Source organism: Xanthomonas arboricola pv. juglandis, from assembly GCF_001013475.1.
In the GTDB taxonomy this organism is placed as follows: domain Bacteria; phylum Pseudomonadota; class Gammaproteobacteria; order Xanthomonadales; family Xanthomonadaceae; genus Xanthomonas; species Xanthomonas arboricola.
The window spans coordinates 900,122-921,589 of sequence record NZ_JZEF01000003.1; the positions used below are offsets into that span (position 1 = coordinate 900,122).

General features: G+C 68.2%; 18 protein-coding genes and 1 pseudogene. 13 read left to right on the forward strand and 6 right to left on the reverse strand.

The features are described from left to right. Positions 1 to 216: 216 nt before the first annotated feature. From XARJCFBP2528_RS14615 to XARJCFBP2528_RS14635, 5 genes are all read left to right on the forward strand, one after another. Positions 217 to 858, forward strand: coding sequence for an LPS-assembly lipoprotein LptE (locus tag XARJCFBP2528_RS14615; protein ID WP_024939734.1), 642 nt, complete (start codon positions 217 to 219; stop codon positions 856 to 858). Between the two features lie 185 nt (positions 859 to 1,043). Then, entirely contained in the window at positions 1,044 to 2,072 is a 1,029-nt protein-coding gene (gene holA / locus XARJCFBP2528_RS14620) for a DNA polymerase III subunit delta (protein WP_016903761.1), read from the forward strand. Next, complete coding sequence (gene nadD / locus XARJCFBP2528_RS14625) at positions 2,069 to 2,899, forward strand: nicotinate-nucleotide adenylyltransferase (protein WP_016903760.1); 831 nt, start codon at positions 2,069 to 2,071, stop codon at positions 2,897 to 2,899. The genes holA and nadD overlap by 4 nt, the downstream gene beginning before the upstream one ends. Positions 2,900 to 2,956: 57 nt before the next feature. After that, positions 2,957 to 3,367: a ribosome silencing factor gene (gene rsfS, locus XARJCFBP2528_RS14630; RefSeq protein WP_016903759.1), complete on the forward strand. Its 411-nt coding sequence runs from the start codon at positions 2,957 to 2,959 to the stop codon at positions 3,365 to 3,367. An 11-nt stretch (positions 3,368 to 3,378) separates the two neighbouring features. Next, entirely contained in the window at positions 3,379 to 4,494 is a 1,116-nt protein-coding gene (locus XARJCFBP2528_RS14635; protein ID WP_016903758.1) for a J domain-containing protein, read from the forward strand. 215 nt (positions 4,495 to 4,709) lie between these two features. Here XARJCFBP2528_RS14635 and XARJCFBP2528_RS14640 read toward each other — a convergent pair whose 3' ends face one another. Further along, on the reverse strand, positions 4,710 to 6,251 hold the full coding sequence (locus XARJCFBP2528_RS14640; protein ID WP_016903757.1) for an alkaline phosphatase PhoX: 1,542 nt from the start codon (positions 6,249 to 6,251) through the stop codon (positions 4,710 to 4,712). A 121-nt stretch (positions 6,252 to 6,372) separates the two neighbouring features. On the opposite strand from XARJCFBP2528_RS14640, the gene rlmH reads away from it, so the two are divergent. After that, positions 6,373 to 6,843 (forward strand): 23S rRNA (pseudouridine(1915)-N(3))-methyltransferase RlmH, encoded by a 471-nt coding sequence (rlmH, locus tag XARJCFBP2528_RS14645; protein WP_016903756.1) that lies wholly within the window; start codon positions 6,373 to 6,375, stop codon positions 6,841 to 6,843. 237 nt (positions 6,844 to 7,080) lie between these two features. On the opposite strand, the gene XARJCFBP2528_RS14650 is transcribed toward rlmH, so the two are convergent. Beyond that, the gene (locus tag XARJCFBP2528_RS14650) at positions 7,081 to 7,689 is read right to left on the reverse strand and encodes an energy transducer TonB (RefSeq protein WP_411758010.1); all 609 of its coding nucleotides are present in this window, start codon (positions 7,687 to 7,689) and stop codon (positions 7,081 to 7,083) included. Between XARJCFBP2528_RS14650 and XARJCFBP2528_RS24180 the strand changes: the two genes are divergently transcribed. After that, positions 7,577 to 7,816 (forward strand): hypothetical protein, encoded by a 240-nt coding sequence (locus XARJCFBP2528_RS24180; RefSeq protein ID WP_230673942.1) that lies wholly within the window; start codon positions 7,577 to 7,579, stop codon positions 7,814 to 7,816. The two genes, XARJCFBP2528_RS14650 and XARJCFBP2528_RS24180, sit on opposite strands and share 113 nt — an antisense overlap. Positions 7,817 to 8,049: 233 nt before the next feature. Here XARJCFBP2528_RS24180 and XARJCFBP2528_RS14655 read toward each other — a convergent pair whose 3' ends face one another. Then, positions 8,050 to 8,784: an SIMPL domain-containing protein gene (locus tag XARJCFBP2528_RS14655; RefSeq protein ID WP_016903753.1), complete on the reverse strand. Its 735-nt coding sequence runs from the start codon at positions 8,782 to 8,784 to the stop codon at positions 8,050 to 8,052. 122 nt (positions 8,785 to 8,906) lie between these two features. On the opposite strand from XARJCFBP2528_RS14655, the gene XARJCFBP2528_RS14660 reads away from it, so the two are divergent. The 3 genes from XARJCFBP2528_RS14660 to XARJCFBP2528_RS14670 all read left to right on the forward strand — a co-directional run bounded on the left by XARJCFBP2528_RS14660 (position 8,907) and on the right by XARJCFBP2528_RS14670 (position 15,074). Continuing rightward, positions 8,907 to 9,479 carry a Maf-like protein gene (locus XARJCFBP2528_RS14660; RefSeq protein ID WP_016903752.1) on the forward strand — a complete coding sequence of 191 codons (573 nt, stop codon included), beginning with the start codon at positions 8,907 to 8,909 and terminating at the stop codon, positions 9,477 to 9,479. Continuing rightward, complete coding sequence (gene rng / locus XARJCFBP2528_RS14665) at positions 9,479 to 10,978, forward strand: ribonuclease G (protein WP_016903751.1); 1,500 nt, start codon at positions 9,479 to 9,481, stop codon at positions 10,976 to 10,978. The genes XARJCFBP2528_RS14660 and rng overlap by 1 nt, the downstream gene beginning before the upstream one ends. A 169-nt stretch (positions 10,979 to 11,147) precedes the next feature. After that, positions 11,148 to 15,074 (forward strand): YhdP family protein, encoded by a 3,927-nt coding sequence (locus XARJCFBP2528_RS14670; RefSeq protein ID WP_047124819.1) that lies wholly within the window; start codon positions 11,148 to 11,150, stop codon positions 15,072 to 15,074. A 123-nt stretch (positions 15,075 to 15,197) separates the two neighbouring features. On the opposite strand, the gene XARJCFBP2528_RS14675 is transcribed toward XARJCFBP2528_RS14670, so the two are convergent. Further along, positions 15,198 to 15,947 (reverse strand): DUF6065 family protein, encoded by a 750-nt coding sequence (locus tag XARJCFBP2528_RS14675; protein ID WP_016904886.1) that lies wholly within the window; start codon positions 15,945 to 15,947, stop codon positions 15,198 to 15,200. A gap of 99 nt (positions 15,948 to 16,046) precedes the next feature. Here XARJCFBP2528_RS14675 and tldD point away from each other — a divergent pair, with 99 nt between their 5' ends. Then, the gene (gene tldD / locus XARJCFBP2528_RS14680; RefSeq protein ID WP_016904885.1) at positions 16,047 to 17,492 is read left to right on the forward strand and encodes a metalloprotease TldD; all 1,446 of its coding nucleotides are present in this window, start codon (positions 16,047 to 16,049) and stop codon (positions 17,490 to 17,492) included. 151 nt (positions 17,493 to 17,643) lie between these two features. Here the strand turns inward: tldD and yjgA are convergent, their stop codons facing one another. Then, a complete protein-coding gene (gene yjgA, locus XARJCFBP2528_RS14685) occupies positions 17,644 to 18,225 on the reverse strand; it encodes a ribosome biogenesis factor YjgA (protein WP_016904884.1) in 582 nt (193 codons plus the stop codon). A gap of 52 nt (positions 18,226 to 18,277) precedes the next feature. Between yjgA and pmbA the strand changes: the two genes are divergently transcribed. Together pmbA and XARJCFBP2528_RS14695 are read left to right on the forward strand one after the other, a co-directional pair. Beyond that, positions 18,278 to 19,645: a metalloprotease PmbA gene (gene pmbA, locus XARJCFBP2528_RS14690; RefSeq protein ID WP_039812959.1), complete on the forward strand. Its 1,368-nt coding sequence runs from the start codon at positions 18,278 to 18,280 to the stop codon at positions 19,643 to 19,645. Positions 19,646 to 19,750: 105 nt separating this feature from the next. Beyond that, on the forward strand, positions 19,751 to 20,209 hold the full coding sequence (locus XARJCFBP2528_RS14695; protein ID WP_026064693.1) for a DUF4870 domain-containing protein: 459 nt from the start codon (positions 19,751 to 19,753) through the stop codon (positions 20,207 to 20,209). 70 nt (positions 20,210 to 20,279) lie between these two features. Here XARJCFBP2528_RS14695 and XARJCFBP2528_RS14700 read toward each other — a convergent pair. Further along, positions 20,280 to 21,378: pseudogene (locus XARJCFBP2528_RS14700) on the reverse strand (M35 family metalloendopeptidase). Between the last annotated feature and the right edge of the window lie 90 nt (positions 21,379 to 21,468).

Genomic DNA, 21,468 nt, shown 5'->3' on the forward strand with positions numbered 1-21,468 from the left:
CATTGCCGAACCGGGTCGTTCGCCGGGTCGTCTTGGCGACGCGCAAGTGAGATTGCTGCAGTGGCGTGTGGTCATTCATTTCACCGGCGCGTGGCGACGCGTTTGTCATTCCCGGGCGCCGCGTTTTTCGCGGCGCCCTCTCAAGCCCCGTTCACGCGGTGTCGGGCAGGCTAGCCGCCTGTTGCCGCCGCCGGGGCGCTCATCCAGACTGTGCCCATGATTCGATTTCCTACTGCCTTCGCTGCGTCCCTCGTGCTGGTCTCGAGCCTCACCGCCTGCGGCTTCCATCTGCGCAACTCGCTGGCGCTGCCGCCGGACACGCCCGCGGTGAAGGTGCAGTCCGCGGTGCAGTACAGCGAGCTGGCCAAGTTGCTGCGGCGTGGTCTCAAGGCCGCCGGCGCCACCCTGGCCGACGAAGATGCCAAGACCGGCTTTGCGCAGGTGCAGGTGTTGTCCGAGCGTTGGGGCGATCTGCCGATCGCCATCGACAGCCAGGGCCGCGCGCAGGAATACAGCCTGCGCTATGCGGCCATCTTCACCGTCACCACCGCCAACGGCTCGGTGCTGGTGCCGCAGCAGGTGATCGAGCTGTCGCGCGACTACGTGTCGCCACCGGTGGATGCCACCGGCACCGCGACCGAGCGCGAGATCCTCGCCAACGAACTGCGTAAGGACATGTCGGCATCGATCCTGCGTCGCATCGACAGCGTCGTGCGGGCGCGTGTGGAGCGCGGCGAGACGCTGGAAAGCACGCCAAGCGCGCCGCTGCAGCCGGCCACCACACCGCCGGTGCAGCCGTCCACGCCGGAATCGAGCGTGCCGGCTTCGCTGCCGCCCGCGTCTTCGTCGAATAACTGAGCAGCTGGTGATCATCCCGTCCGCGCATCTGCCGGGCAACCGCGCACGGTGTGCGGAATTGGCGTGCGCCAGGCGCATGTCGCGCTTGCTGCGCGACGAGCATGCCCCGACGATCGCTGCCGACGCTGTCTTGTGCGTGACGGTGCAGTGGCGTGTGCCTTCGTAGTGATGGAACTTAGGTAGTCATGGAACTTCGCCCAGAACAGCTCGCCGGTCAGTCCAATCAGCCGCTGCAGCCGGTCTACCTGATCGCCGGTCCGGAGACCTTGCGCGTGCTGGAGGCGGCCGATGCGGTACGCGCACGCGCGCGCGCCGAAGGCATCAGCGAGCGCGAGGTCTTTGACGCCGATGGCCGGGAGTTCGACTGGAACCAGCTGGATGCGACCTTCAACGCGCCCAGCCTGTTCAGTCCGCGCCGGCTGGTGGAAGTGCGCCTGCCCAGCGGCAAGCCGGGCAAGGACGGCGCCGAGGTCATCACCCGCTTTTGCGCCAACCCGCCGCCGGACGTGGTGCTGTTGATCACCGCCAACGACTGGAGCAAGGCGCACCAGGGCAAATGGGCCGATGCGGTCGGCCGCATCGGCACCATTTCGGTGGCCTGGGCGATCAAGCCGCACGAGCTGTCGGACTGGATCGAGCGCCGCCTGCGCAGCCACGGCCTGCGTGCCGACGCCGCGGCGGTGCAGCGCCTGAGCGAGCGGGTGGAAGGCAACCTGCTGGCCGCCGCGCAGGAAATCGACAAGCTGGTGCTGCTGGCCGATGGCAAGGTGCTGGACCTGGAGGCGATGGAGTCGCTGGTCGCCGATGCTGCGCGCTACGACGTGTTCCGCCTGGCCGAAACCACGTTCTCCGGGCAGCCGGCCGCAGCGATTCGCATGCTTGCCGGCTTGCGCGCCGAAGGCGAAGCGGTGGCCGCGCTGATGCCGATCCTGATCAAGGAACTGCTGCGCACCGCGTCCTTGGCCAAGGTGCAGGCCAATGGCGGCAACCTCGCTGCCGAAATGAAGGCGCAGGGCCTGTGGGAATCACGCCAGGCGCCGTTCAAGCGCGCGCTGCAACGGCACCCCGAACCACGCCGCTGGGAGCGCTTCGTCGCCGAAGCCTCGCGGGTTGATCGCATGGCCAAGGGCCGCGCCGATGGCGACCCCTGGGTCGGCCTGGAACGCCTGCTGGTGGCCATGGCCGAATCCCGCGCGGTGAGATTGCTGGCGTGAAAGCCGGCGATGCCGCCAACGGCGACGCGCGACCCGCCTCCCCAAGCAGCGCAACCCCCGACCAGGCCGCAGCTGCGGCCCCCACCTCTCTGCCCACCGACTCCCGCCCGGCAGCACCGGCTCCGCGCTCTTCCGATTCCCCAATCCCGATTCCCGAATCCCCGCTCCACCTGTACTACGGCGGCACCTTCGATCCGGTCCACCTGGGCCACCTCGCCATCGCCTGCGCCGCGCGCGACGAACTGGGCGCGCTGGTGCACCTGGTACCGGCCGCCGATCCGCCGCACCGTCCCGCACCCGGCGCCACCGCAGCGCAGCGCGCCCGCATGCTGGAGCTGGCGCTGGCCGACACCGCCGGGCTGGCGCTGGACACCCGCGAGCTGCAGCGCGCCAGCCGCGACCGTGCGCCGTCCTACACCGTCGACACCTTGCGCGCGCTGCGCGCCGAACTCGGCCCCACGACACCGATCGCCTGGCTGCTCGGTGCCGATGCCTTCATGGGGCTGAGCAGCTGGCATCAGTGGGAAGACTTGTTCGAACTGGCGCATTTCGTCATTGCCGCGCGTCCGGGCACGCCGCTGGACCTTGCCGATGCGCCGCAGCTCGCCGCGGCAGTGCAGGGCCGCTGGGCGGCCAGGGCGGGCGAGCTGGGCATCTCGCCGGCCGGCCGCCTGTGGTCGCTGCAGCAGCCGTTGCGCGGCGAATCGGCCAGCGCGGTGCGCTCGGGCATCGCCGGCGGCGGTGACTGGCAGGCGCTGGTGCCGGCGTCGGTGGCGGCATTTATCGCGCACGAAGGCCTCTATGGCTGCGCCCCGCCGACTAGCTGAACACGCAGCCGGCCGGACCGGCCTATAATTCACGCCAATTCCATCGAGTTGCCCGCTTTGACCACCCAAGCCCAAGTCATCAAGACCTCCATCCCGAATCCGCCGCCGTCCGTGCCGGCCCTGCTGGCCACCGTGCGCGAGGCCGTGGAGGAGCTGAAAGCCAAGGACGTGGTCGAGATCGATGTGCGCGGCAAGTCCAGCGTCTGCGATTACATGGTGGTCGCTTCGGGTACCTCGACCCGCCATGTGAAGTCGATCGCCGAAGAAGTGGTCAAGTTCGCCAAGCGGCTGGACGTGATGCCGCTGGGCGTGGAAGGCGAGCGCGAGGCCGAGTGGGTGCTGGTGGACCTGGGCGACGTGGTGGTGCATGTGATGCTGCCGCGCGTGCGCGAGTTCTACGCTCTGGAGCGTCTGTGGACGGTGGGCGACCAGCGTCCGGACGACGCGGAAGCCGATCCCGAAGAGTGAGTGAGCCGGGCATGCCACGCAATGCCCGACCCCCGACCGACGCGCCTGCCTCGCAGGCGCTGCAACAGCTGCGCAGCCAGGGCGCGCACGCCTCCGGCGCGCCGCTGTCGCCGGCACGCAAGCGCTTCGACCGATTGCTGCGCGACCTGGAACGGCATCGTGCCGACCTGCAGGCCTGGCAGCTTGCACTGTCGCAGTGGCGCGAGCGTTACCACGCCGAATTGCAGCCCTTGCTCGACCACCGCCGCGCGGCCGACATCGCCCTGGTCGAAGAGCTCGACCATGCGTATGCCACGGTCAAGCTGGGTAAGGCCGACCGCGCCTTCCTGTCCGAATTGCTGTGCGATATCGCCGCCCCGCTGATCGAGGCCGGCCATGAGTCACTGCGCCCAATCTACGACCGCCACAGCGCAGCCGGTTACGATCAGGAAGTCGCCGAATCCGATGCGCTGATGAAGCAGATCCTCGGCCAGGCCTACGGGCTGGATGCCGACGAGCTTGATGGCATCGATTCGCCCGAGCAGCTCTACGAGCGCGTCAGCGAGCGCCTGCAGCAGGAGCGTGCGCAGCAACAGCAACGCCACACACAACGGCGCAAGCGTGCCGAGCACAAGGCAGTGGTGGAGAATGCCGAGCCGCCTCCGTTGCGCGAGCTCTATCGCAAGCTGGCCGGCAATCTGCATCCGGACCGCGCCAAGGGCGCCGACGACCACGCCGCGCGCACCATCCTGATGCAGCGGCTCAACGCGGCCTACAAGGCCGGTGATCTGCTGGGTCTGCTCGAACTACAGGCCGAGATCGGGCTGATGGACGCGCAAGGCGTGGATGCGATGAGCGCCGCGCGCTTGCAGGACTACAACCGCGAGCTGGATCGGCAGTGCAGGCAGCTGCAGCAGCAGGTGCAGCAGCAGTCGGACGACTTTTGCGCCGAATACGGACTGGAGTTGCCGTCGCGCCCCAAGCCGGAGCGACTGGGCCGTTTGATGGCCCAACTCAAGCGCGAAGTCGAAGACGACCTGCTGGACGCGCGCCGTGGCCTGCGCGAGCTGGAAGACCCGCAATCGTTCAAGCGCTGGTTGAAGCGGCAGCGCGCCATGGCGGGCGCGCCCGACGCGCCCTGGTTCTGATCCCGGTCTTTATGGTGGTTGTCGGCTTGCACACCCGCCATCGCGCGCGCGCGGCGCGCAGCCTTGGCTGGACACACTGCCAGCCCTGCAATCGGGGCGCGTGCATGCGTGGCGTTGTGCCGGCGGCCGGAGCGACGCTGCCGAACGGAGGCCGGTCCGTTCGGCAGCGCTGGCCGTTGCCCTATGCCTAAGACAGCCAGCTCAGGGCCACAGGTTCACAACGGCCCGCGCTCCCACGGCCCGGTGATCGCCAGGGTGATGCCCGGGGTCTGGATGTTGACGAACAGGGTGCGCGCCAGCGGATCCCAGCAGGCGCCGCAGAACTCGGTATCGCGGTAGTCGCCCTCGGCAATGGTCTTGCCGGCATCGGCGATCTGCTGCGAGGTGAGCTGCACATTGTTCTTGGCCAGATAGAACGATTCGCCGCCGCGGGTCAGCCCGAGCAGCCGCGCGCCGGGGCCGTATTCGTCCGGGCTTTCGCCGCCGTCTTCGCACAGCACCACGCCGCCGCGCGCGCTGACGGTGACGTTGTCCGGGTTGTGCGCGGCCAGCTGATTGCCGCTGACGAACAGAGCGCTCAGGCGCTGGGTGAACAGGTCCAGCACCCATACCGCGCCGTTGCCGTAACCGCGCCGGCCCTGCGCATCCACGCCGGTGCTGGTGTCGACGATGAAGAGCTTGCCGTAGCTGTACCAGATGCCTTCGCCACGGCTCATGCGCAGCGCGCCGTTTGCCCAGGCCTGCGCGAACGGCCCGCTCAGGGTGTCGTTGGCGCCGATGTCGGCAAAGCCGGTCGGCGCGGCGATGCTGTCCAGATCCGGCTCTTCGATGTCCACCCATTCCAGCTGGAACTGCTGGCCGATGCTGGCGACGGTGAGATCGGCATTGCGCCGCCCGCGCACGCGGGCGGCCTGCAGCCGGCCGCCGTTTTCCAGCGAGCCATTGCGCCCACGGCGGTCGTTGGGAATGAAGCGGTACAGACCGGCCTTGTTGCGATCGTCCTCGGTGAGATAGACGATGCCGGTACGCGGATCGATCGCCACTGCCTCGTGGCTGAAGCGGCCCAGCCCGACCAGCGGCCGGCCGGTGGTGCGCTTGCTGTCCGGGTCCACTTCGAACACGTAGCCATGCTTGCGGCCGGTGCTGGATACCGCATTGGTCTTGATCTCCTCGCAGCTCAGCCAGGTGCCCCACGGGGTCGGGCCGCCGGCGCAGTTGACCAGGGTGCCGCCCAGGCTGGGCTCCAGACTGCCCCAGCCGCGGCGGCCGTAACTCAGCGTGGTGGTGCCGCCGCCGGCCAGTTGGGTGCCGCTGACGATGCCGGTGTCGTACATCGCCGGTGCGCGGAACGGGGTGGTCGCACCGCGTTCGTGGTTGCGGATCAGCACATATTCCAGGCCGCGCAACGGGTCGCTGCCCGGACGCCAGTCGGGCCGACGCAGGCCGACCACGGCCATGCCGTCATGGCGGTCGGGGCAGGGCTGGCCATCGTCCATGCGGTCGCCGCTCCAGCCGAACGAGCGGTAGCTGAAACTGCGCGGCAGCTGTAGCAGTGGCAGTCCGGTGCTCTGGTCGGCGACCGGTGCGAGCGGGCCATACCGGCTGGGCACCGGGGTAAGTTGCAGCGGCGGCGAGGGACTGTTGGCGGCCTGGGCCTGGCGCGACTGCAGCGCACTCAAACTGCCAAGCGCACCGGCGGCCATCACGGCAGCGCTGCCCTTGAGCACCTGGCGGCGGGCGGGATCGAAAATCGGCATCGAACGACTCCTGCGGGCTGGGTAGTGCGCCGACCCTAGAAGCCCGCTGTAACCGCACCATGACACCGGTGTGATCGACCCGGTTCCGATGCCCAGGCTGTGACGCGGATATCATGTCGTCATGAAATGCCGACTTATCGCTACCGGCGAGCGCGCACCGGCCTGGGTGGCGCAGGGCTTTGCCGAATATCAGAAACGTCTTTCGCACTGGATGCCGCTGGAGCTGGTCGAGATCGAACCCGGCCTGCGTGGCAAGGGCCGCGATGCACAACGCGCCATCGACGATGAAGGCCGCCGCGTGCTCGCCGCACTGCCCAAGAACGCCTACGTGGTTGCGCTGGATATCCCGGGCCGCCCGCTCAGTTCGGAACAGCTGGCCCAGCGCATGGAGCACTGGCGCGGGCAGGGCCGCGATCTGGCGTTCCTGATCGGCGGCCCCGAAGGGCACGCCGCCGAGGTGCTGAAAACCGCCAGCGAAAGCTGGTCGATCGGCCCGCTGACCCTGCCGCACATGTTGGTGCGCCTGATCGTCGCCGAGCAGCTGTACCGCGCTGCGGCGATGCTGGCCAATCATCCGTACCACCGCGCCTAAGCGGCATGCGCGAGGGCAGTATGCCGCGTCTCGCCGCTGCGCTTTCGAGATGGGTGTGCGGGTAAGTAGCCGGGCGTACCCTCAACCCGATCCGCGAGACCGCACGTCGTCGCGTGCACGCAAGCGCACTGCAACGATGCGCATGCAACGGCTGAAACCGTGGCCTCGCAGCAGCCGGCTGCGCAACGCCAGACCATGCGGCGACCGGGTATCCGGGTCGCCGCAGGTGATGACGCATCAGTTCAACGAAAAACTCACCGGCACCAGGCCGTAGGCCTGCACGGCCTGGCCGTTCTGCATCGCCGGCTGGAAGCGCCAGTTGCGCAGCACCTGGCTACGTGCGGCCAGATCGAGTGCGCGATGACCGCTGCTGGTCTGCACGCTCACCTCGGCCGGGCGCCCATCGGTGCCGACCAACACGCGCAGCAGCACCGTGCCTTGCTGCCCGGCACGCAGCGCTGCCGCCGGGTAACTCGGCGCCGGTGAGCTCAGATACTGCAGCTGGCCTGCCTCGATCGGACCGCTGGGCGCGGCAATCGCCGGCGCGCTGTCAGACGCCGCCTCCGAGACCGCAGGTAAGGCGAACGTTGCGTTGTCGACCACCGCGGGCTCACTGATCACCTGGGTCTGCACCTGCACCGGCACCGTGGTCGGCGATGTATGCGTTGCCTTCGGCTTGAACTTCACCTCGATCGGAAACACCGGTGGCGGCGGCGTCTCGATGGTGATGGGCATGACCCAGCGTTCTTTCGGTGCGGGCTGCTGCGGAATTGCCCGGTACGAGAGCGGTATCAACAACAACCCGCCGGCGAGTAGATGCAAGGCCACCGCCGTGCTCATCGCCAGGACGCGCGACGTGTCGATGCCAGTGGATCGGGAAGAAACCTGCGATTGCGTGCGAACCATCATCCACCTCCTCAACGGAACTGCGGAAAGGACCAGCGCGAGCCGGACGCACTACACCATCCGGTAGCGTAGGTTTACCGCGACCTCTGCGCGGGCACAAGCGATTTCGACGCGCTGGAGGTCGGCTGGTCGATTCGCCCCGGTCGCATCGATCCGCACACATTTGGCACGCCTGACTCGTGCCGGAAGCGGGGTAGGTGCCATCGCAAGGCGAGGCAACACAACTTTTGGCTTGCCCAATAAAAAACTGCCCTCGAGGAGGGCAGTCTGGAAAGCAAACCGAATGCGGTTGCGGTCAGGTCAACGACCCAGCTCGAACGTCACATCCAGGTTGATCGACAAGGTGCTCTCGCCCGGGGCGACCTGGGTGTCCATCTCGGCCTTGGCCGAGCGCATCGAGGCGGCCATCATCATCGGGCGCACGCCGCCGCCGCTGCGGCCTTCGGAGATGCTGACGATGCGGCGCACCTTCAGGCCCAGCGACTTGGCATAGGTGTCGGCGCGGGCCTGGGCCTTCTTCAGCGCGGCCACGCGGGCCTCGTCGTAGGCCGGTTCGGGCTGGTCGACCGAGAAGCTGGGGCCGTTGATGTCGTTGGCGCCCTGGGCGACCAGCGCGTCCAGCACCTTGCCCAGGCGCGAGATGTCGCGGACCTTGAGGCTGACCGTGTTGCTGGCCTGGTAGCCGTTGATCTTGGGCGCCTCGTTTTCCTTGTAGGTGTACTGCGGGCTGAGGTTGATGCCGGTGGTCTGCACGTCCTTGTCGGCGATGCCGGCGGCCTTGATCGCGGCCATGACCTTGCTCATCTGGTCGGCGTTCTGGCGCATGGCGGCGTTGCCGTCGGCGGCCTGGGTGACCACGCCGGCCGACAGCGTGGCGATGTCCGGTATGCGCTTGGCGTCCGCTTCGGCCGACACGTTGAGCAGGGTGCCGTCGTTGGGAATGGTGTAGCTCGGAGCGGTCTGGGCGTGGGCGGTCATGGCGGTTCCGGCAGCGATGGACAGGGCCAGCAACAACGGTTTGAGGGTGGTACGCATGAGATCTCCTTGTCTGTGGGGGAAGCGTGTTGCCGGTTCGATGAACATGTTGTGAGTCGAACGCGACCACTGCCGCCCGGATCGGCAAGCGGGCGGGGAGGAGCAACAGGTATGCTGGACGGATGCTCTATCTCGCCTCCCGGTCGCCGCGCCGGCAAGAACTGCTGCAACGCTTGGATGTGCCTTTCCAGACCCTGCAACTGGACGTGCCCGAACTGCGCGCGCCCGACGAATCGCCTGCGCAATACGTGCAGCGCGTTGCGCTGGACAAGGCGCGTGCCGGCCTGGCGCAGGTGCAGGCCAGCGACCCCGAAGCGATCGTGCTCGGCTCCGATACCGAGGTGGTGCTGGGCGAGCGGGTATTCGGCAAGCCGGCCGATGCGGACGATGCGATCGCCATGCTGAGCCTGCTGTCCGGGCGTACCCACCAGGTACTCACGGCCGTGGTTCTAGTCTGCGCGCAACGCGCCCCGGTGCAGACGCTGGTGGTGTCGGAGGTGACCTTCGCGTCACTCGATGCTGCGCAGATCGCCGCGTACGTGGCGTCCGGCGAGCCGATGGGCAAGGCCGGCGCGTATGCAATCCAAGGCCGCGCCGAACGTTTTATCAGCCATCTGTCCGGCAGCTATTCCGGCGTGATGGGATTGCCGCTGTTTCACACCTCGCAGTTGCTCACAGCCCTCGGAGCGCATTGATGTCGGAAGAGATCTTGGTCAACGTCACCCCGCGCGAAACCCGCGTCGCGGTGATCGAGAACGGCATGCTGCAGGAGCTGCATATCGAGCGCGGCTGGCGCCGGGGCGTGGTCGGCAATATCTACAAGGGCAAGGTGCAACGGGTGATGCCGGGCATGCAGGCGGCATTTGTCGAGCTGGGCCTGGAGCGCGCCGCGTTCCTGCACGCCAACGACGTGGTGCGCCCGGCGCCGGCGCCGGCCAGCGTGGTCGATACCGAAGAGACCCCGATCCCGCCGCCGCCGGCGGCCGCGGTGCCGATCGTGGAACTGCTGCGCGACGGGCAGGAGATCGTGGTGCAGGTGGTCAAGGACCCGATCGGCACCAAGGGCGCGCGGCTGACCACGCAGATCAGCATTCCTTCGCGCTACCTGGTGCTGCTGCCGCAATCCAAGATCGTCGGGGTGTCGGCGCGGATCGAGGACGAGGCCGAGCGGCTGCGCCTGAAGACCATCGTCAGCGAGGTCTCGGCCCAGCACGGCGGCTTCGGCTACATCATCCGCACCAACGCCGAAGGCCAGCCGGCCGAGGCGCTGGCCGAGGACATCGCCTACCTGTCGCGGGTCTGGAACGTGGTCGAGCGGCGCGGCCGCGAGGCGCCGCCGTGCAGCATCATCTACGAAGACCTGAGCCTGCCGTTGCGTGCGGTGCGCGATCTGATCCGCCGTGACGTGGAGAAGGTCAAGGTCGATTCCAACGAGACCTTCGTGCAGTTGCAGGCCTTCGTGGCCAAGTACATGCCGGTGCTGGCCGAGCGGCTGGAGCTGTATACCGGCGACCGGCCGATCTTCGACCTGTACGGGGTCGAGGACGAGATCGGGCGCGCGTTGAACAAGCAGGTGCCGCTCAAGTCCGGCGGCTACCTGGTGATCGACCAGACCGAGGCGATGACCACCATCGACGTCAACACCGGTTCGTTCGTCGGCCAGCGCAATCTCGAGGAGACCGTGTTCCGCACCAACCTGGAGGCCGCGCAGGCAGTGGCGCGGCAGCTGCGGCTGCGCAATCTGGGCGGCATCATCATCATCGACTTCATCGACATGGACGATGCCGAGCACCGCCGCCAGGTGCTGCGCACGCTGGAGAAAGCGCTGGCGCGCGATCATGCCAAGACCACCGTGTACGAATTCTCGCCGCTGGGCCTGGTCGAGATGACCCGCAAGCGCACCGTCGAAAGCCTGGAGCGGCAGCTGTCGGAAACCTGCGGCCAGTGCAGCGGGCGCGGCACCATCAAGACCGCCGAGACGGTGACCTACGAGATCTTCCGCGAGATCACCCGCGCGGTGCGCCAGTTCGATGCGGCGCGGCTGCTGGTGATCGCCTCGTCGAAGGTGGTCGCCCGCATCACCGACGAAGAATCGGCCGCGGTGGCCGAGCTCGAGGAATTCCTCGGCAAGAGCATCCGCTTCCAGTCCGACGACCAGTATCTGCAGGAGCAGTTCGATGTGGTGCTGCTGTGAGTCCGGGATTGGAGAGTCGGGAATCGGGAATCGGGGTGGAGCGAAAGGCGCTCTGCGGGGTGCCGGTGACCTCTTTAGAATGGCGGCGCGCGCGGATGGATGATCGTGTGCGCGGCGCGGTTTGTGCTCCTGCGATTCCCTATTCCCTATTCACCATTCCCCGCCGTTAATGCCCACCCCGCTGCGCCGCCGTCTCCGTCTGTTTCGCCGCTATGCGATCACTGCCACTGCGCTTGCGCTGGTGGCGATCGCGTTGCTGGTGGGTGCGGCCAGCCAGGCGTTGCCGTTGGCCGAGCAGCGGCCGCAGCAGATCGCCGCATGGCTGAGCGAGCGCGCCGGCCAGCCGATCGCGTTCGATCGCCTGCAGACCGAATGGACCCGGCGCGGCCCGTTGCTGCGGCTGGATGGCTTGCGGATCGGCCCGCATGGCGAGGTGCGTGTGGGCCAGGCCGAAATCCTGCTGGCGATGTACGCCGGCCTGTTGCCCGGCCACTCGCTGACCGAGGTGCGTCTGCGTGGCCTGGCGCTGACGCTGCAACGTAGCGACGATGGCGTGTGGTCGGTGCAGGGCCTGCCGGCCGGGCGGCGTTCGGACCCGTTGGAAGCGTTGCGCCGGCTCGGCGAGATCAAGGTGGCCGAGGCGCGCCTGCGCGTGGCCGCGCCGTCGATCGGCGTGGATACCACGCTGCCGCGCATCGACCTGCGCCTGCGCGTCAACGGCTCGACCGTGAAGGTCGGCAGCCGCGCCTGGATCGACCTGCAGCGCGCACCGTTGACCACGGTGATCGCGTTCGATCGCGACAGCGGCGACGGCAGCGCCTATGCGCAAGCCGACCCGGCCGATCTGGCCGCCTGGGCGGCGTTGCTGCAGTTCGGCGGCATGCGCGTGGATGGCGGCACCGGACGCCTGCAGGCCTGGGCGCAGCTGCGCGCGCGCCGGATCACCGCGGTCACCGTGGATGCCGATCTGCGGCAGCTGCGATTGTCCGGCGCGGCATTGCCCGAGCAGACCGCACGCCGCACGCTGGCGTGGGAGCGGCTGCAGGCGCGCGCGCGCTGGCAGACCATCGACGGCGGCTGGCGCATGGATGCGCCGCTGCTGCGCTTGGGCCAGGCGGCCAGGCTGCAGCGGCTGGACGGGCTGAGCATTGCCGGCGGGCGCCGTTATGCGGTGGTGGGCAAACACCTCGATGTCTCGGGCCTGATCGCGGCGGCCGCCTTGAGCGAGCAGCTGTCGCCTGGCCTGCGGCGCTGGCTGAGCCTGTCCCGTCCGCAGTTGCGCCTGGCCGATCTGCAGATCGCCGGCGAGCAGGGCGGAGCGGTGCGCGCGCAGGGCCGGATCGAGGAACTGGGCTTTCTGCCGGTGGGCAATGCGCCGGGCATCAGCGGCCTGCGCGGCCGGATCGATGGCGATGCGCAGGCAATCCAGCTCGACCCCGCAGCGGATGCCACGCTGCGCTTCGACTGGCCAACCGGATTCGGAGTTATGCACGAGCTGCAGCTGGCCGGCAGCATCGTGGGCTGGCGCGACGGTGCCGGCTGGCAGGTCGCCACGCCGGCGTTGCGCGTGCAGGCCAGGGACTATGGTGCCAGCGTGCGCGGCGGGCTGTGGTTCCAGAACGATGGCAGCCGCCCGCGCATCCAGCTGGCCACGCAACTGGACGATGTCGCCTTGCCGGTGGCGCGCAAGTTCTGGATCCGCTCCAAGATGAGCAAGGCGGCCATCGACTGGCTAGACACGGCAGTTGCCGGTGGCGTGATCACCGGCGGCACCGGCCTGGTCAGCGGCGATCTGGACGACTGGCCGTTCGACAACAACGACGGCCGGTTCGAGGCCTTTGGCCAGATCCGCGACGGCGTGATCCCGTTCAATCCGGACTGGCCGGCGATGGAGCAGGTGCAGGCCGATCTGCGCTTCATCGGTAACGGATTTTTCCTGCAGGGCAAGGGCGAGCTGGCCGGTGCGCCGATCGCGTCGCTGGAGGCGGGCATTTCCAGCTTCGCCACCTCCGAGCTCTACGTGCGCGCCTCCACCCGGGCTGACGCCGCGCAGCTGCTGGGCATGCTGCGCAAGAGCCCGCTGGAGCAGCGCTACGGGGATACTTTGCGCAACCTTACGGTGTCCGGCCCGGCAGCGGTGAGCTTCGACCTGCTGCGGCCCCTGCGCACCGGCGGTGTGGGCGGTCATCTGCAGGGCACGGTCGCGCTGCAGGGCGCCAGGCTGGGCGATGCGCGCTGGAACCTGGCCTTCGACCAGGTCAGCGGGCAGGCCGAGTACCGCGACAGCGGCTTTGCCGCCGAGCGCCTGAGCGTGCAGCACCAGGGCCGCAGCGGCGAGTTGTCGTTGCGTGCCGGCGGCTTCGTGCAGGACCCCAAGCAGGCCTTCGAGGCGCGCTTTGGCGCCACCCTGGATGCGAAAGAGCTGTTCGACCGCGCGCCGCAGATGGAATGGTTGCGCCCCTACGTGCATGGCAGCGCACCATGGCAGGTGGGCGTGGACGTGCCGCTGACCTTGCCGGGGCAGGCCGACGCGCAGGCGTTGCTGACGCTGCGCTCGCAGCTGGTCGGCACCACCCTGGATTTGCCCGCACCCTTGGACAAGGCGGCCACGCAGCCTTTGGACACGCAGGTCAGGGTGGCCTTGCCGGTGGGCGATGGCGACATCGACGTGGCCTTCGGCAAGCTGGTTGCGCTCAAGGCCAGCAGCCAGGGCAACCAGACCGGCGTGCGCGTGGTCATGGGCACCGACACGGTCACCGAGCGGCCGCCCGCCAACGGCCTGGTGGTCACCGGCCGCACTGCCTCGCTGGATGCGATCGACTGGATCAGCCTGGCGCGCGGCAGCAGCGAGCCGGACATGCCGCCACTGCCGGGCCAGCCGGCAGCACCGAAACAGGACGCCGTGCCGCTGCAGCAGGTGGATGTGCAGGCCGACCGATTGCTGATGATCGGCGGCGTGTTCCCGCAGACGCGCCTGCGCCTGCGGCCGACCCGCGACGCGGTGGCGGTGACCCTGGACGGCCCATCGCTGGCCGGCCAGCTCAGCGTGCCCAATGCCGATGGCGCCGCCGTGCAGGGCAAGCTGAGCACGGTGCACTGGCAGCCGGTGGCCGCACCGGCCGAGCCGGCCGCGCCCGAGCCGGGCGATCCGCTGGCCGGTGCCTTGCCGGAACCGGCGCGCCGCGCGGTGGCCGAGTTCGACCCGGTCTCGATCCCGCCGCTGTCGCTGGACATCGACGACCTGCAGGTCGGCAAGATGACCCTGGGCGCGGCCACCCTGCGCAGCAGCCGGCTGACCGACGGCATGCAGGTGGACCAGCTGCAACTGCGCACCAACGACCAGAACATCGGCCTGACCGGCGCCTGGCGCGGCAAGGGCGACTCCGCCAGCACCCGGCTGTCGGCACGGGTGGACAGCCGCAATCTCGGCAACCTGCTGCAGAACCTCACCCTGGGCGGCCAGCTGCGCGGCGGCGAAGGCCAACTGGAACTCAATGCCGGCTGGCAGGGCTCGCCGACCGGGTTTGCGCTCGGTTCGCTGGATGGCGATCTCAAGATCGACGTGCGCAACGGCCAACTGCTGGAAGTGGATCCCGGTGCCGGTCGCGTGCTCGGCCTGCTCAGCGTGGCGCAGTTGCCGCGCCGGCTGATGTTCGACTTCCGCGATTTCTTCTCCAAGGGGCTGGCCTTCAATAAGCTGAACGGCCAGGTGCGCTTCGGCGAGGGCTTCGCACGCACCGATGCGATCCGCATCGAAGGCCCGGCCGCCGACATCGCCATCCGGGGGCAGACCGACCTGCGTGCGCAGACCTTCGACCAGACCGTGGACGTGAATCCCAAGGCCGGCAATCTGCTCACCGTGGTTGGCGCCGTGGCCGGCGGCCCGGTCGGGGCGGCGGTGGGCGCGGCCGCCAATGCGGTGCTCGGCAAACCGCTGGGGGCGATCGGCGCCAAGACCTATCACGTCACCGGGCCGTGGAAGGATCCGCAGGTGGACGTGGTGGAACGCGAAGTGCGCGAGCGGGCGCCCGGCAAGCCGCCTGCAGAAGGCGCGCCCACGGCAACGCCAGGCATGCCAGGTCGGTCGCCACGCTGACGCGCCCGGTTGCGGGCGCGCTGGGGTGTGCTGGTGCTGAGTCGTCTCGGGCGCTCAGGCCTTGCGGCAAGTCGACCGAACGCGGCAAGCGCGTCAGCGGGCACGTCCCGTGCACCGATGCACTCAGTCGAGCGGGCTGTCGCCCTCGCAATCGGCGCGCACGAACATCGGCAGACGCAGGCGCGAACGGTGGCCCTGCACCGGCGCCTGATCGGCACCGGCGACGCCACGGAAATAGCCGCGCTGCCATTTCTCGCGCGCGGCGGCCGACTGCGCATCCGGCAGTTCCTGCAGGAACTGCGTGCGGCTGCCGGTCCAGTCGGCATGCTGTTGCGCCAGTTGCGGCGCCTCGGACAAGGGCTTCCACTGCGGCTGCACCTGTTCGATCAGTTGGCGCGGCAGCGGGAACAGATGGCAGAACGGCTCGCCGGCCTCGAAGCGCACCTTCCCGGGCCGGGTGAACTTCCAGTTCATGGTGAAGGTGTACGGGCTCCAGTCGGTTTCGACCACGCCGCTCAGCGCGCCGATACCGTCCTTCGGCCGGTTCAATGGCCCGGTGACGAACAGATCCATGCCGGCATCGGTGCGAAACAGGCAGGGCACGTGGAAGGTCAGCACGCCGTAGCCGAAGTGGCTGATTGCCGGTGACGCGGCGCCGGCATCGATCCGGATCGCATCCAGGCTGTCGCGCCCGTCCCAGATGGCCTCGAAACCGGCCTGGCACAGCAGCTCCCAGCCATGCGCATTGGCGATCGCCAGCGGCAGGCAGCGGTAGGCATAGCGCTGGTCGGTGGCGTCCATCCAGTCGCGCTCGTGCGGGGCGGGGCGGATGTCCAGCGTATGGCCATCCAGGACGTGGGCGGTGAGCTTCATGCGCGGGCGTCGGCGTGGCGATGGGCCCGCGATGATAGCCGTGCCGCATGTTCAGCCGAACGACTTGTCTCCCCGGCGCGCGGGCCCCATCCTGACTGCATGACCGATAACGCTCTCACTCTGGCCGAAACCCGGCTGCTGCTTCCTTCCGGCCTGGACACCGGCCATCTCGACCGCACCTTCGGCGCCCTGCTGGGTCCGGGCATCGACTTCGGCGACCTGTATTTCCAGCATTCGCGGCGCGAGAGCTGGAGCGTGGAAGACGGCATCGTCAAGGACGGTGCGCATTCCATCGAACAAGGCGTGGGTGTGCGCGCGATTGCCGGCGAGAAGACCGGCTTCGCCTATTCCGATGACATCCAGCGCGACGCCTTGCTGGAGGCGGCGCAGTCCGCACGCGCAATCTCGCGCGAGGGCGGCGCGCAATCCACCCGCTCGCTGGTGCGCGGCAACGGCCGTGCGCTGTACCCGGCCACCGACCCGATCGACGACATGGACAGCGCGACCAAGGTCGATCTGCTGCGCCGTATCGACCAGTACGTGCGCGCCGCCGATCCGCGCGTCAAGCAGGTGATGGTGAGCCTGTCCGGCGGAGTGGACACGGTGCTGATCGCACGCAGCGACGGCGTGCTTGCCGCCGACGTACGCCCGCTGGTGCGGCTGAACGTGCAGGTGATCGTCGAGCAGGGCGGGCGGCGCGAGTCCGGTTACTCCGGCGGCGGCGGCCGTTACGGCTATGCCGAATTGTTCGCAGATGGCCGCCCGGAAGGCTTTGCCCGCGAAGCGCTGCGTCAGGCGCTGGTCAACCTGGATGCGATTCCGGCACCGGCCGGCGTGATGCCGGTGGTGCTCGGCCCGGGCTGGCCCGGCGTGCTGCTGCACGAGGCGGTGGGGCATGGCCTGGAAGGCGACTTCAACCGCAAGGGTACCAGCGTCTACGCCGGCCGCATCGGCGAGCGCGTGGCCTCGCCCGGCGTGACCATCGTCGATGACGGCACCCTGGATGGTCGCCGCGGCTCGCTCAATATCGACGACGAGGCCACATCCACCCAGTGCACCACGCTGATCGAAGACGGCGTGCTGGTCGGCTACATGCAGGACACCCACAACGCGCGCCTGATGGGCGTGGCGCCGACCGGCAACGGCCGGCGCGAATCGTTCGCGCACCTGACCATGCCGCGCATGACCAACACCTACATGCGCGCCGGCCAGCACGATCCGCAGGAAATGATCCGCTCGGTGAAAAAGGGCATCTACGCGGTCAACTTCGGTGGCGGGCAGGTCGACATCACCAGCGGCAAGTACGTGTTCTCGGCCACCGAGGCCTACCTGATCGAAGACGGCAAGGTCACCGCGCCGGTCAAGGGCGCCACGCTGATCGGCAACGGCCCGGAGACCATGCAGAAGGTGCGCATGATCGGCAACGACCTGGCGCTGGACGAAGGCGTGGGCGTGTGCGGCAAGGACGGGCAGAGCGTGCCGGTCGGCGTCGGCCAGCCGTCGCTGCTGATCGACGGCATCACCGTTGGTGGAACGCAGGCCTGAGATGCGGGGAATCGGGAATCGGGATTCGGGAATCGCAACAGCGGGATGCGCGGGGCGTGGTGGGTTTCGCTTGGGTGGATCCGGGAGCCCGGATTTGGGATTGGCAACAGCCGGGATGGCCGTTGCGAGTTTTGATGGATCGGGCGGAGCCTTATTCGTCGCCTTCCGACGCCGATTCGTCGTCTTCCAATCCCGAATCCCCACTCTCCAATCCCGGCTCCTGAGACAGCTCGCGCAGCACCTGGAACAGCTCGCGGTAGGCGCGCGGCGGTTTGTTCTTGGCCCGCTCGTGGATCGCATTGCGTACCAGCTGGCGCAGTTGTTGACGGTCGGCGGCCGGGTAGGTTTCCAGCAGTTCGGCCAGCGCCACGTCGCCTTCGGCGAGCAGGCGCTCGCGCCAGCGCTCGACGCGGTGGATCGCGGCCACTTCGCGGCGCGCGGTGTCGCTGTTGGCATCCAGCGCATCGCGGATTGCGGCCAGCGTTTCGTCGTCCTCGCGGCGCATGTGCTTGGCCAGAAACGCCAGCTGGCGCTTGTGCGCGATATGCGAGGTGATGCGCTTGCTCTCCTCGATATGCGGGATCAGCGATTCGGGCACCGGCAATTTGGCCAGCTGCGCCGGAGTGAGCGCCACCAGCTTTTCGCCCAGGTCGAAGATTTCCAGCGCCTCGCGCCGCTGCTGGCTGCGGCTGGCGCCGCGGAATTCACCGGTGTCTTCGTCGCGTCCGCGCATTGCCATCCATCCGAAACAAGAAGTTATTCATCATTGAGACTAGGATAAAGCATTGAACGCACTCTCCTCCGAAACACGTGTCCAGGACGACAGCCTGCAGCGCCTGGATGCGCTCACCGACATCGCGCAGCGCCTGCTCGAGCGCGCCCGTGCCGCCGGCGCCACCCAGGCCGAAGTGAGCTGCAGTGAAGAGCGCGGGCTGGACGTCAACGTGCGCCTGGGCGATGTGGAGACGGTGGAATCCACCCGCGACCGCGGCATTGCGGTCACCGTGTACTTCGGCAAGCGCAAGGGCAGCGCCAGCACCGCCGATCTGCAGGATTCCAGCCTGGAATCGACCGTTGCCCAGGCCTGCGCGATCGCCCGTTATACCGAGGACGATGTCGCTGCCGGCCTGGCCGATCCGGAACTGATGGCGCGCGACTTCCCCGAGCTGGACAGCTGGCACCCGTGGGCGCTGGACGCCGATACCGCGGTGGACCTGGCGCTGTCCTGCGAGAGCGCCGGGCGCGATGCCGATGCGCGGATCAGCAACTCCGACGGCGCCTCGGCCAGCACTGGGCTCAGCCTGTCGGTCTACGCCAACTCGCATGGCTTCATCGGCCGCGAGCGCGGCACCCATCATTCGATCAGCTGCGCGCTGATTGCCGGCCAGGGCGACGGCATGCAGCGCGATGGCTGGTACAGCAGCGCGCTGGCGCGCGAAGACCTGGAGGCGCCGGAAGCGATCGGCCGCCATGCCGCCGAACGCACCCTGGCGCGGCTGCAGCCACGCTCGCTGCCGACCGGCCAGTTGCCGGTGCTGTTCGCGCCGGAAGTGGCGCGCTCGCTGGTCGGGCATCTGCTCGGCGCGGTCTCCGGCGGCGCGCTGTATCGCCGCGCCAGTTTCCTGCTCGACAGTGTCGGCAGCAAATTGTTTCCGGACTGGTTCAACATCGAAGAACTGCCGCACCTGCGCCGCGGCCTGCGCTCGGCCGCCTTCGATGGCGAGGGTGTGGCGACGCGGCGTTCGGCATTGATCAGCGACGGCGTGCTGCAGCGCTATGTGCTGGGCAGCTACTCGGCACGCAAGCTGGGCCTGCAGACCACCGCCAACGCCGGCGGCGTGCACAACCTGCAGGTCGCCGCCAACGCCGGCGACCTGGCTTCGCTGGTTGCCGGCATGTCGCGCGGCCTGCTGGTCACCGAGCTGATGGGCAACGGCGTCAATCCGGTGACCGGCGATTATTCGCGCGGCGCCGGTGGCTTCTGGATCGAGAACGGCGTGATTGCCTATCCGGTCGACGGCCTGACCATCGCCGGCAATCTGCGCGAGATGTTCGCCGGCATCGAGGCGGTCGGCAACGACGTCGATCCGCGCTCACACGTCAAGATCGGCTCGGTGCTGCTCAACCGCATGACGGTGGCAGGCGATAGCTGAGCGCAGCCGACCAGGCTGCTGCGCCAACTGCCTGACTACACAGCGCCCGACGCGCGCGTGTCTTGCCGCTCTGCCTGGCGGCAGCCGCCGTGCAGCGCCGAGACCATGTCTTCCCGCACTGGTGGCTGGCTGAATCGTTGCTATAGTCCGCCGCACCACAACCATGCATGGGGAGACATGATGAGCGAATTCGAGTCGCACGCCGTACCGCCGCCGATCGGGACCAGCACACCGTCGGAGGAGCGCACGCTGGCGCTGGCCGCGCACTTGCTCGGCATCCTGACGTCCTTCATCGGCGCGCTGGTGATCTGGCTGATCAGCAAGGACGCCAGCCCGTCCAAGCCGTTCGCCACCGATCAGGCCAAGGAGGCGTTGAACTTCCAGATCACCGTAATCATTGCCTATGTGGCTGCGGTGATCCTGACCATCGTGTCGTTCGGCATCCTGTTCTTCGTGCCGACGCTGGTGTGGATCGCCAACCTGGTGCTGTGCATCCTGGCCGCGGTCAAGGCCAACAACGGCGAACACTACCGTTATCCGTTCACGCTGCGCCTGATCAAGTAATCCGGCGCGGTGCAAATGACGAAGGCCCGGCAGCGATGCCGGGCCTTTGTCGTTTCAGACGATGACGCGATCAGTTCTGCGCCGGGGTGTTCTCGGCGAAGTACTCGTGGCTGTCGGCATTGGTGATCGCCTGGGCCGGGTTGCTGATCGCCAGGCTGCGCGCGCCGGACTGGCCGTAGACACGGTCCTGGGTGCCGGCGACGACCGTGAAGTGGCTGGTCTCGTGCACCAGCGTGCCGGCCTTGGAGTCGGTGCCGGTTGTCGATGCACTCCAGAACGCATTGCAGACATGGATCTCGTACGGCTGGTTCGGATAGACGTAGGCGAAGGCGTCCGCCAGATCCGCTTCGCAGCTGCAGTTGATCGTCAGCTGGCCGTTGTTCTGGTCCAGCGCGTTGTCGATGTTGACGAAGTTCGAGCTGACCCGGCTGTAGCGCGAGGCGTTGTAGGCGCCGAACCAGGTGGTGTAGCGCGCACCGGTGCTGCCGGCATTGAGGTAGTTGCGCGCGTTCTGCGAGTAAGTACGCGCGGCAGTGACGGCACTGGCGGCCTGGTTGGTGCGGGTGGTGCTGCAGTTGAGGTAGTTGATGCCATTAACCACGGCGGTCGGACCGATTGCGAGCTGGCGTTGCACGCCGCGACGCGCGCCGTCCAGCCAGACGGTGAGCGGTGTGCTGGTGGCCACGGCCGGCTGGCCGTTGGCCGCCTTCATCAGACTGCCGTCGGACAGCGAGGCGTATTGCAGCGACGAACGGACCTGGATGGTGTAGTTGCCACTTGTCACAGATCGTAGGCGCCGGCCAGATCGACCTCGCCCTTGACGCTCTGGCCAGGCTTGAGGATGGTGAAGTCGGCTGCCTTGGCAGGCCGCGCTTGACCAGGCGTCCGGTGTAGGCCACCGGCGCGCCATCGCGGCTCACTTCCAGGATGCCGTTGTCCAGCGTTTGCAGCGGTAGTTGATAGGTGGGCACGCGGGCGATCTGGCTGCCGTTGTTGGTGACGGTCACCGCGATCTTGCCCTGATGTCGCCCGGCCTGATCGGCGACCGGCGCCAGTTCGATGGTCAACGGGACCGGGCCGCGCACGGACTGCGCCTGCGCCGAACCGAGCACGCCAACAACGGCCAACGTACCTGCTGCAAACGATGCGAGAAAAACGTTCTTCGCCAGTGACTCTCCATGTGGTCGGGGGATGTCCGCAAACGCGGGCAGGTCAACCTAGGCAGAGCGAGCAGACGCAACAAGAGAACCGATTGATGC

Excerpts from the sequence above, each read along its gene's own strand:
- XARJCFBP2528_RS14660 (WP_016903752.1), top strand. The coding sequence starts at position 8,907 with ATGCTCTATCTCGCCTCCCGGTCGCCGCGCCGGCAAGAACTGCTGCAA.
- XARJCFBP2528_RS24180 (WP_230673942.1), top strand. The coding sequence starts at position 7,577 with ATGACCCAGCGTTCTTTCGGTGCGGGCTGCTGCGGAATTGCCCGGTAC.
- yjgA (WP_016904884.1), bottom strand. The coding sequence starts at position 18,225 with ATGCGCGGACGCGACGAAGACACCGGTGAATTCCGCGGCGCCAGCCGC.
- XARJCFBP2528_RS14615 (WP_024939734.1), top strand. The coding sequence starts at position 217 with ATGATTCGATTTCCTACTGCCTTCGCTGCGTCCCTCGTGCTGGTCTCG.
- XARJCFBP2528_RS14670 (WP_047124819.1), top strand. The coding sequence starts at position 11,148 with ATGCCCACCCCGCTGCGCCGCCGTCTCCGTCTGTTTCGCCGCTATGCG.
- XARJCFBP2528_RS14655 (WP_016903753.1), bottom strand. The coding sequence starts at position 8,784 with ATGCGTACCACCCTCAAACCGTTGTTGCTGGCCCTGTCCATCGCTGCC.
- XARJCFBP2528_RS14635 (WP_016903758.1), top strand. The coding sequence starts at position 3,379 with ATGCCACGCAATGCCCGACCCCCGACCGACGCGCCTGCCTCGCAGGCG.
- tldD (WP_016904885.1), top strand. The coding sequence starts at position 16,047 with ATGACCGATAACGCTCTCACTCTGGCCGAAACCCGGCTGCTGCTTCCT.
- XARJCFBP2528_RS14675 (WP_016904886.1), bottom strand. The coding sequence starts at position 15,947 with ATGAAGCTCACCGCCCACGTCCTGGATGGCCATACGCTGGACATCCGC.
- XARJCFBP2528_RS14695 (WP_026064693.1), top strand. The coding sequence starts at position 19,751 with ATGTCTTCCCGCACTGGTGGCTGGCTGAATCGTTGCTATAGTCCGCCG.
- rng (WP_016903751.1), top strand. The coding sequence starts at position 9,479 with ATGTCGGAAGAGATCTTGGTCAACGTCACCCCGCGCGAAACCCGCGTC.
- rlmH (WP_016903756.1), top strand. The coding sequence starts at position 6,373 with ATGAAATGCCGACTTATCGCTACCGGCGAGCGCGCACCGGCCTGGGTG.
- holA (WP_016903761.1), top strand. The coding sequence starts at position 1,044 with ATGGAACTTCGCCCAGAACAGCTCGCCGGTCAGTCCAATCAGCCGCTG.
- XARJCFBP2528_RS14640 (WP_016903757.1), bottom strand. The coding sequence starts at position 6,251 with ATGCCGATTTTCGATCCCGCCCGCCGCCAGGTGCTCAAGGGCAGCGCT.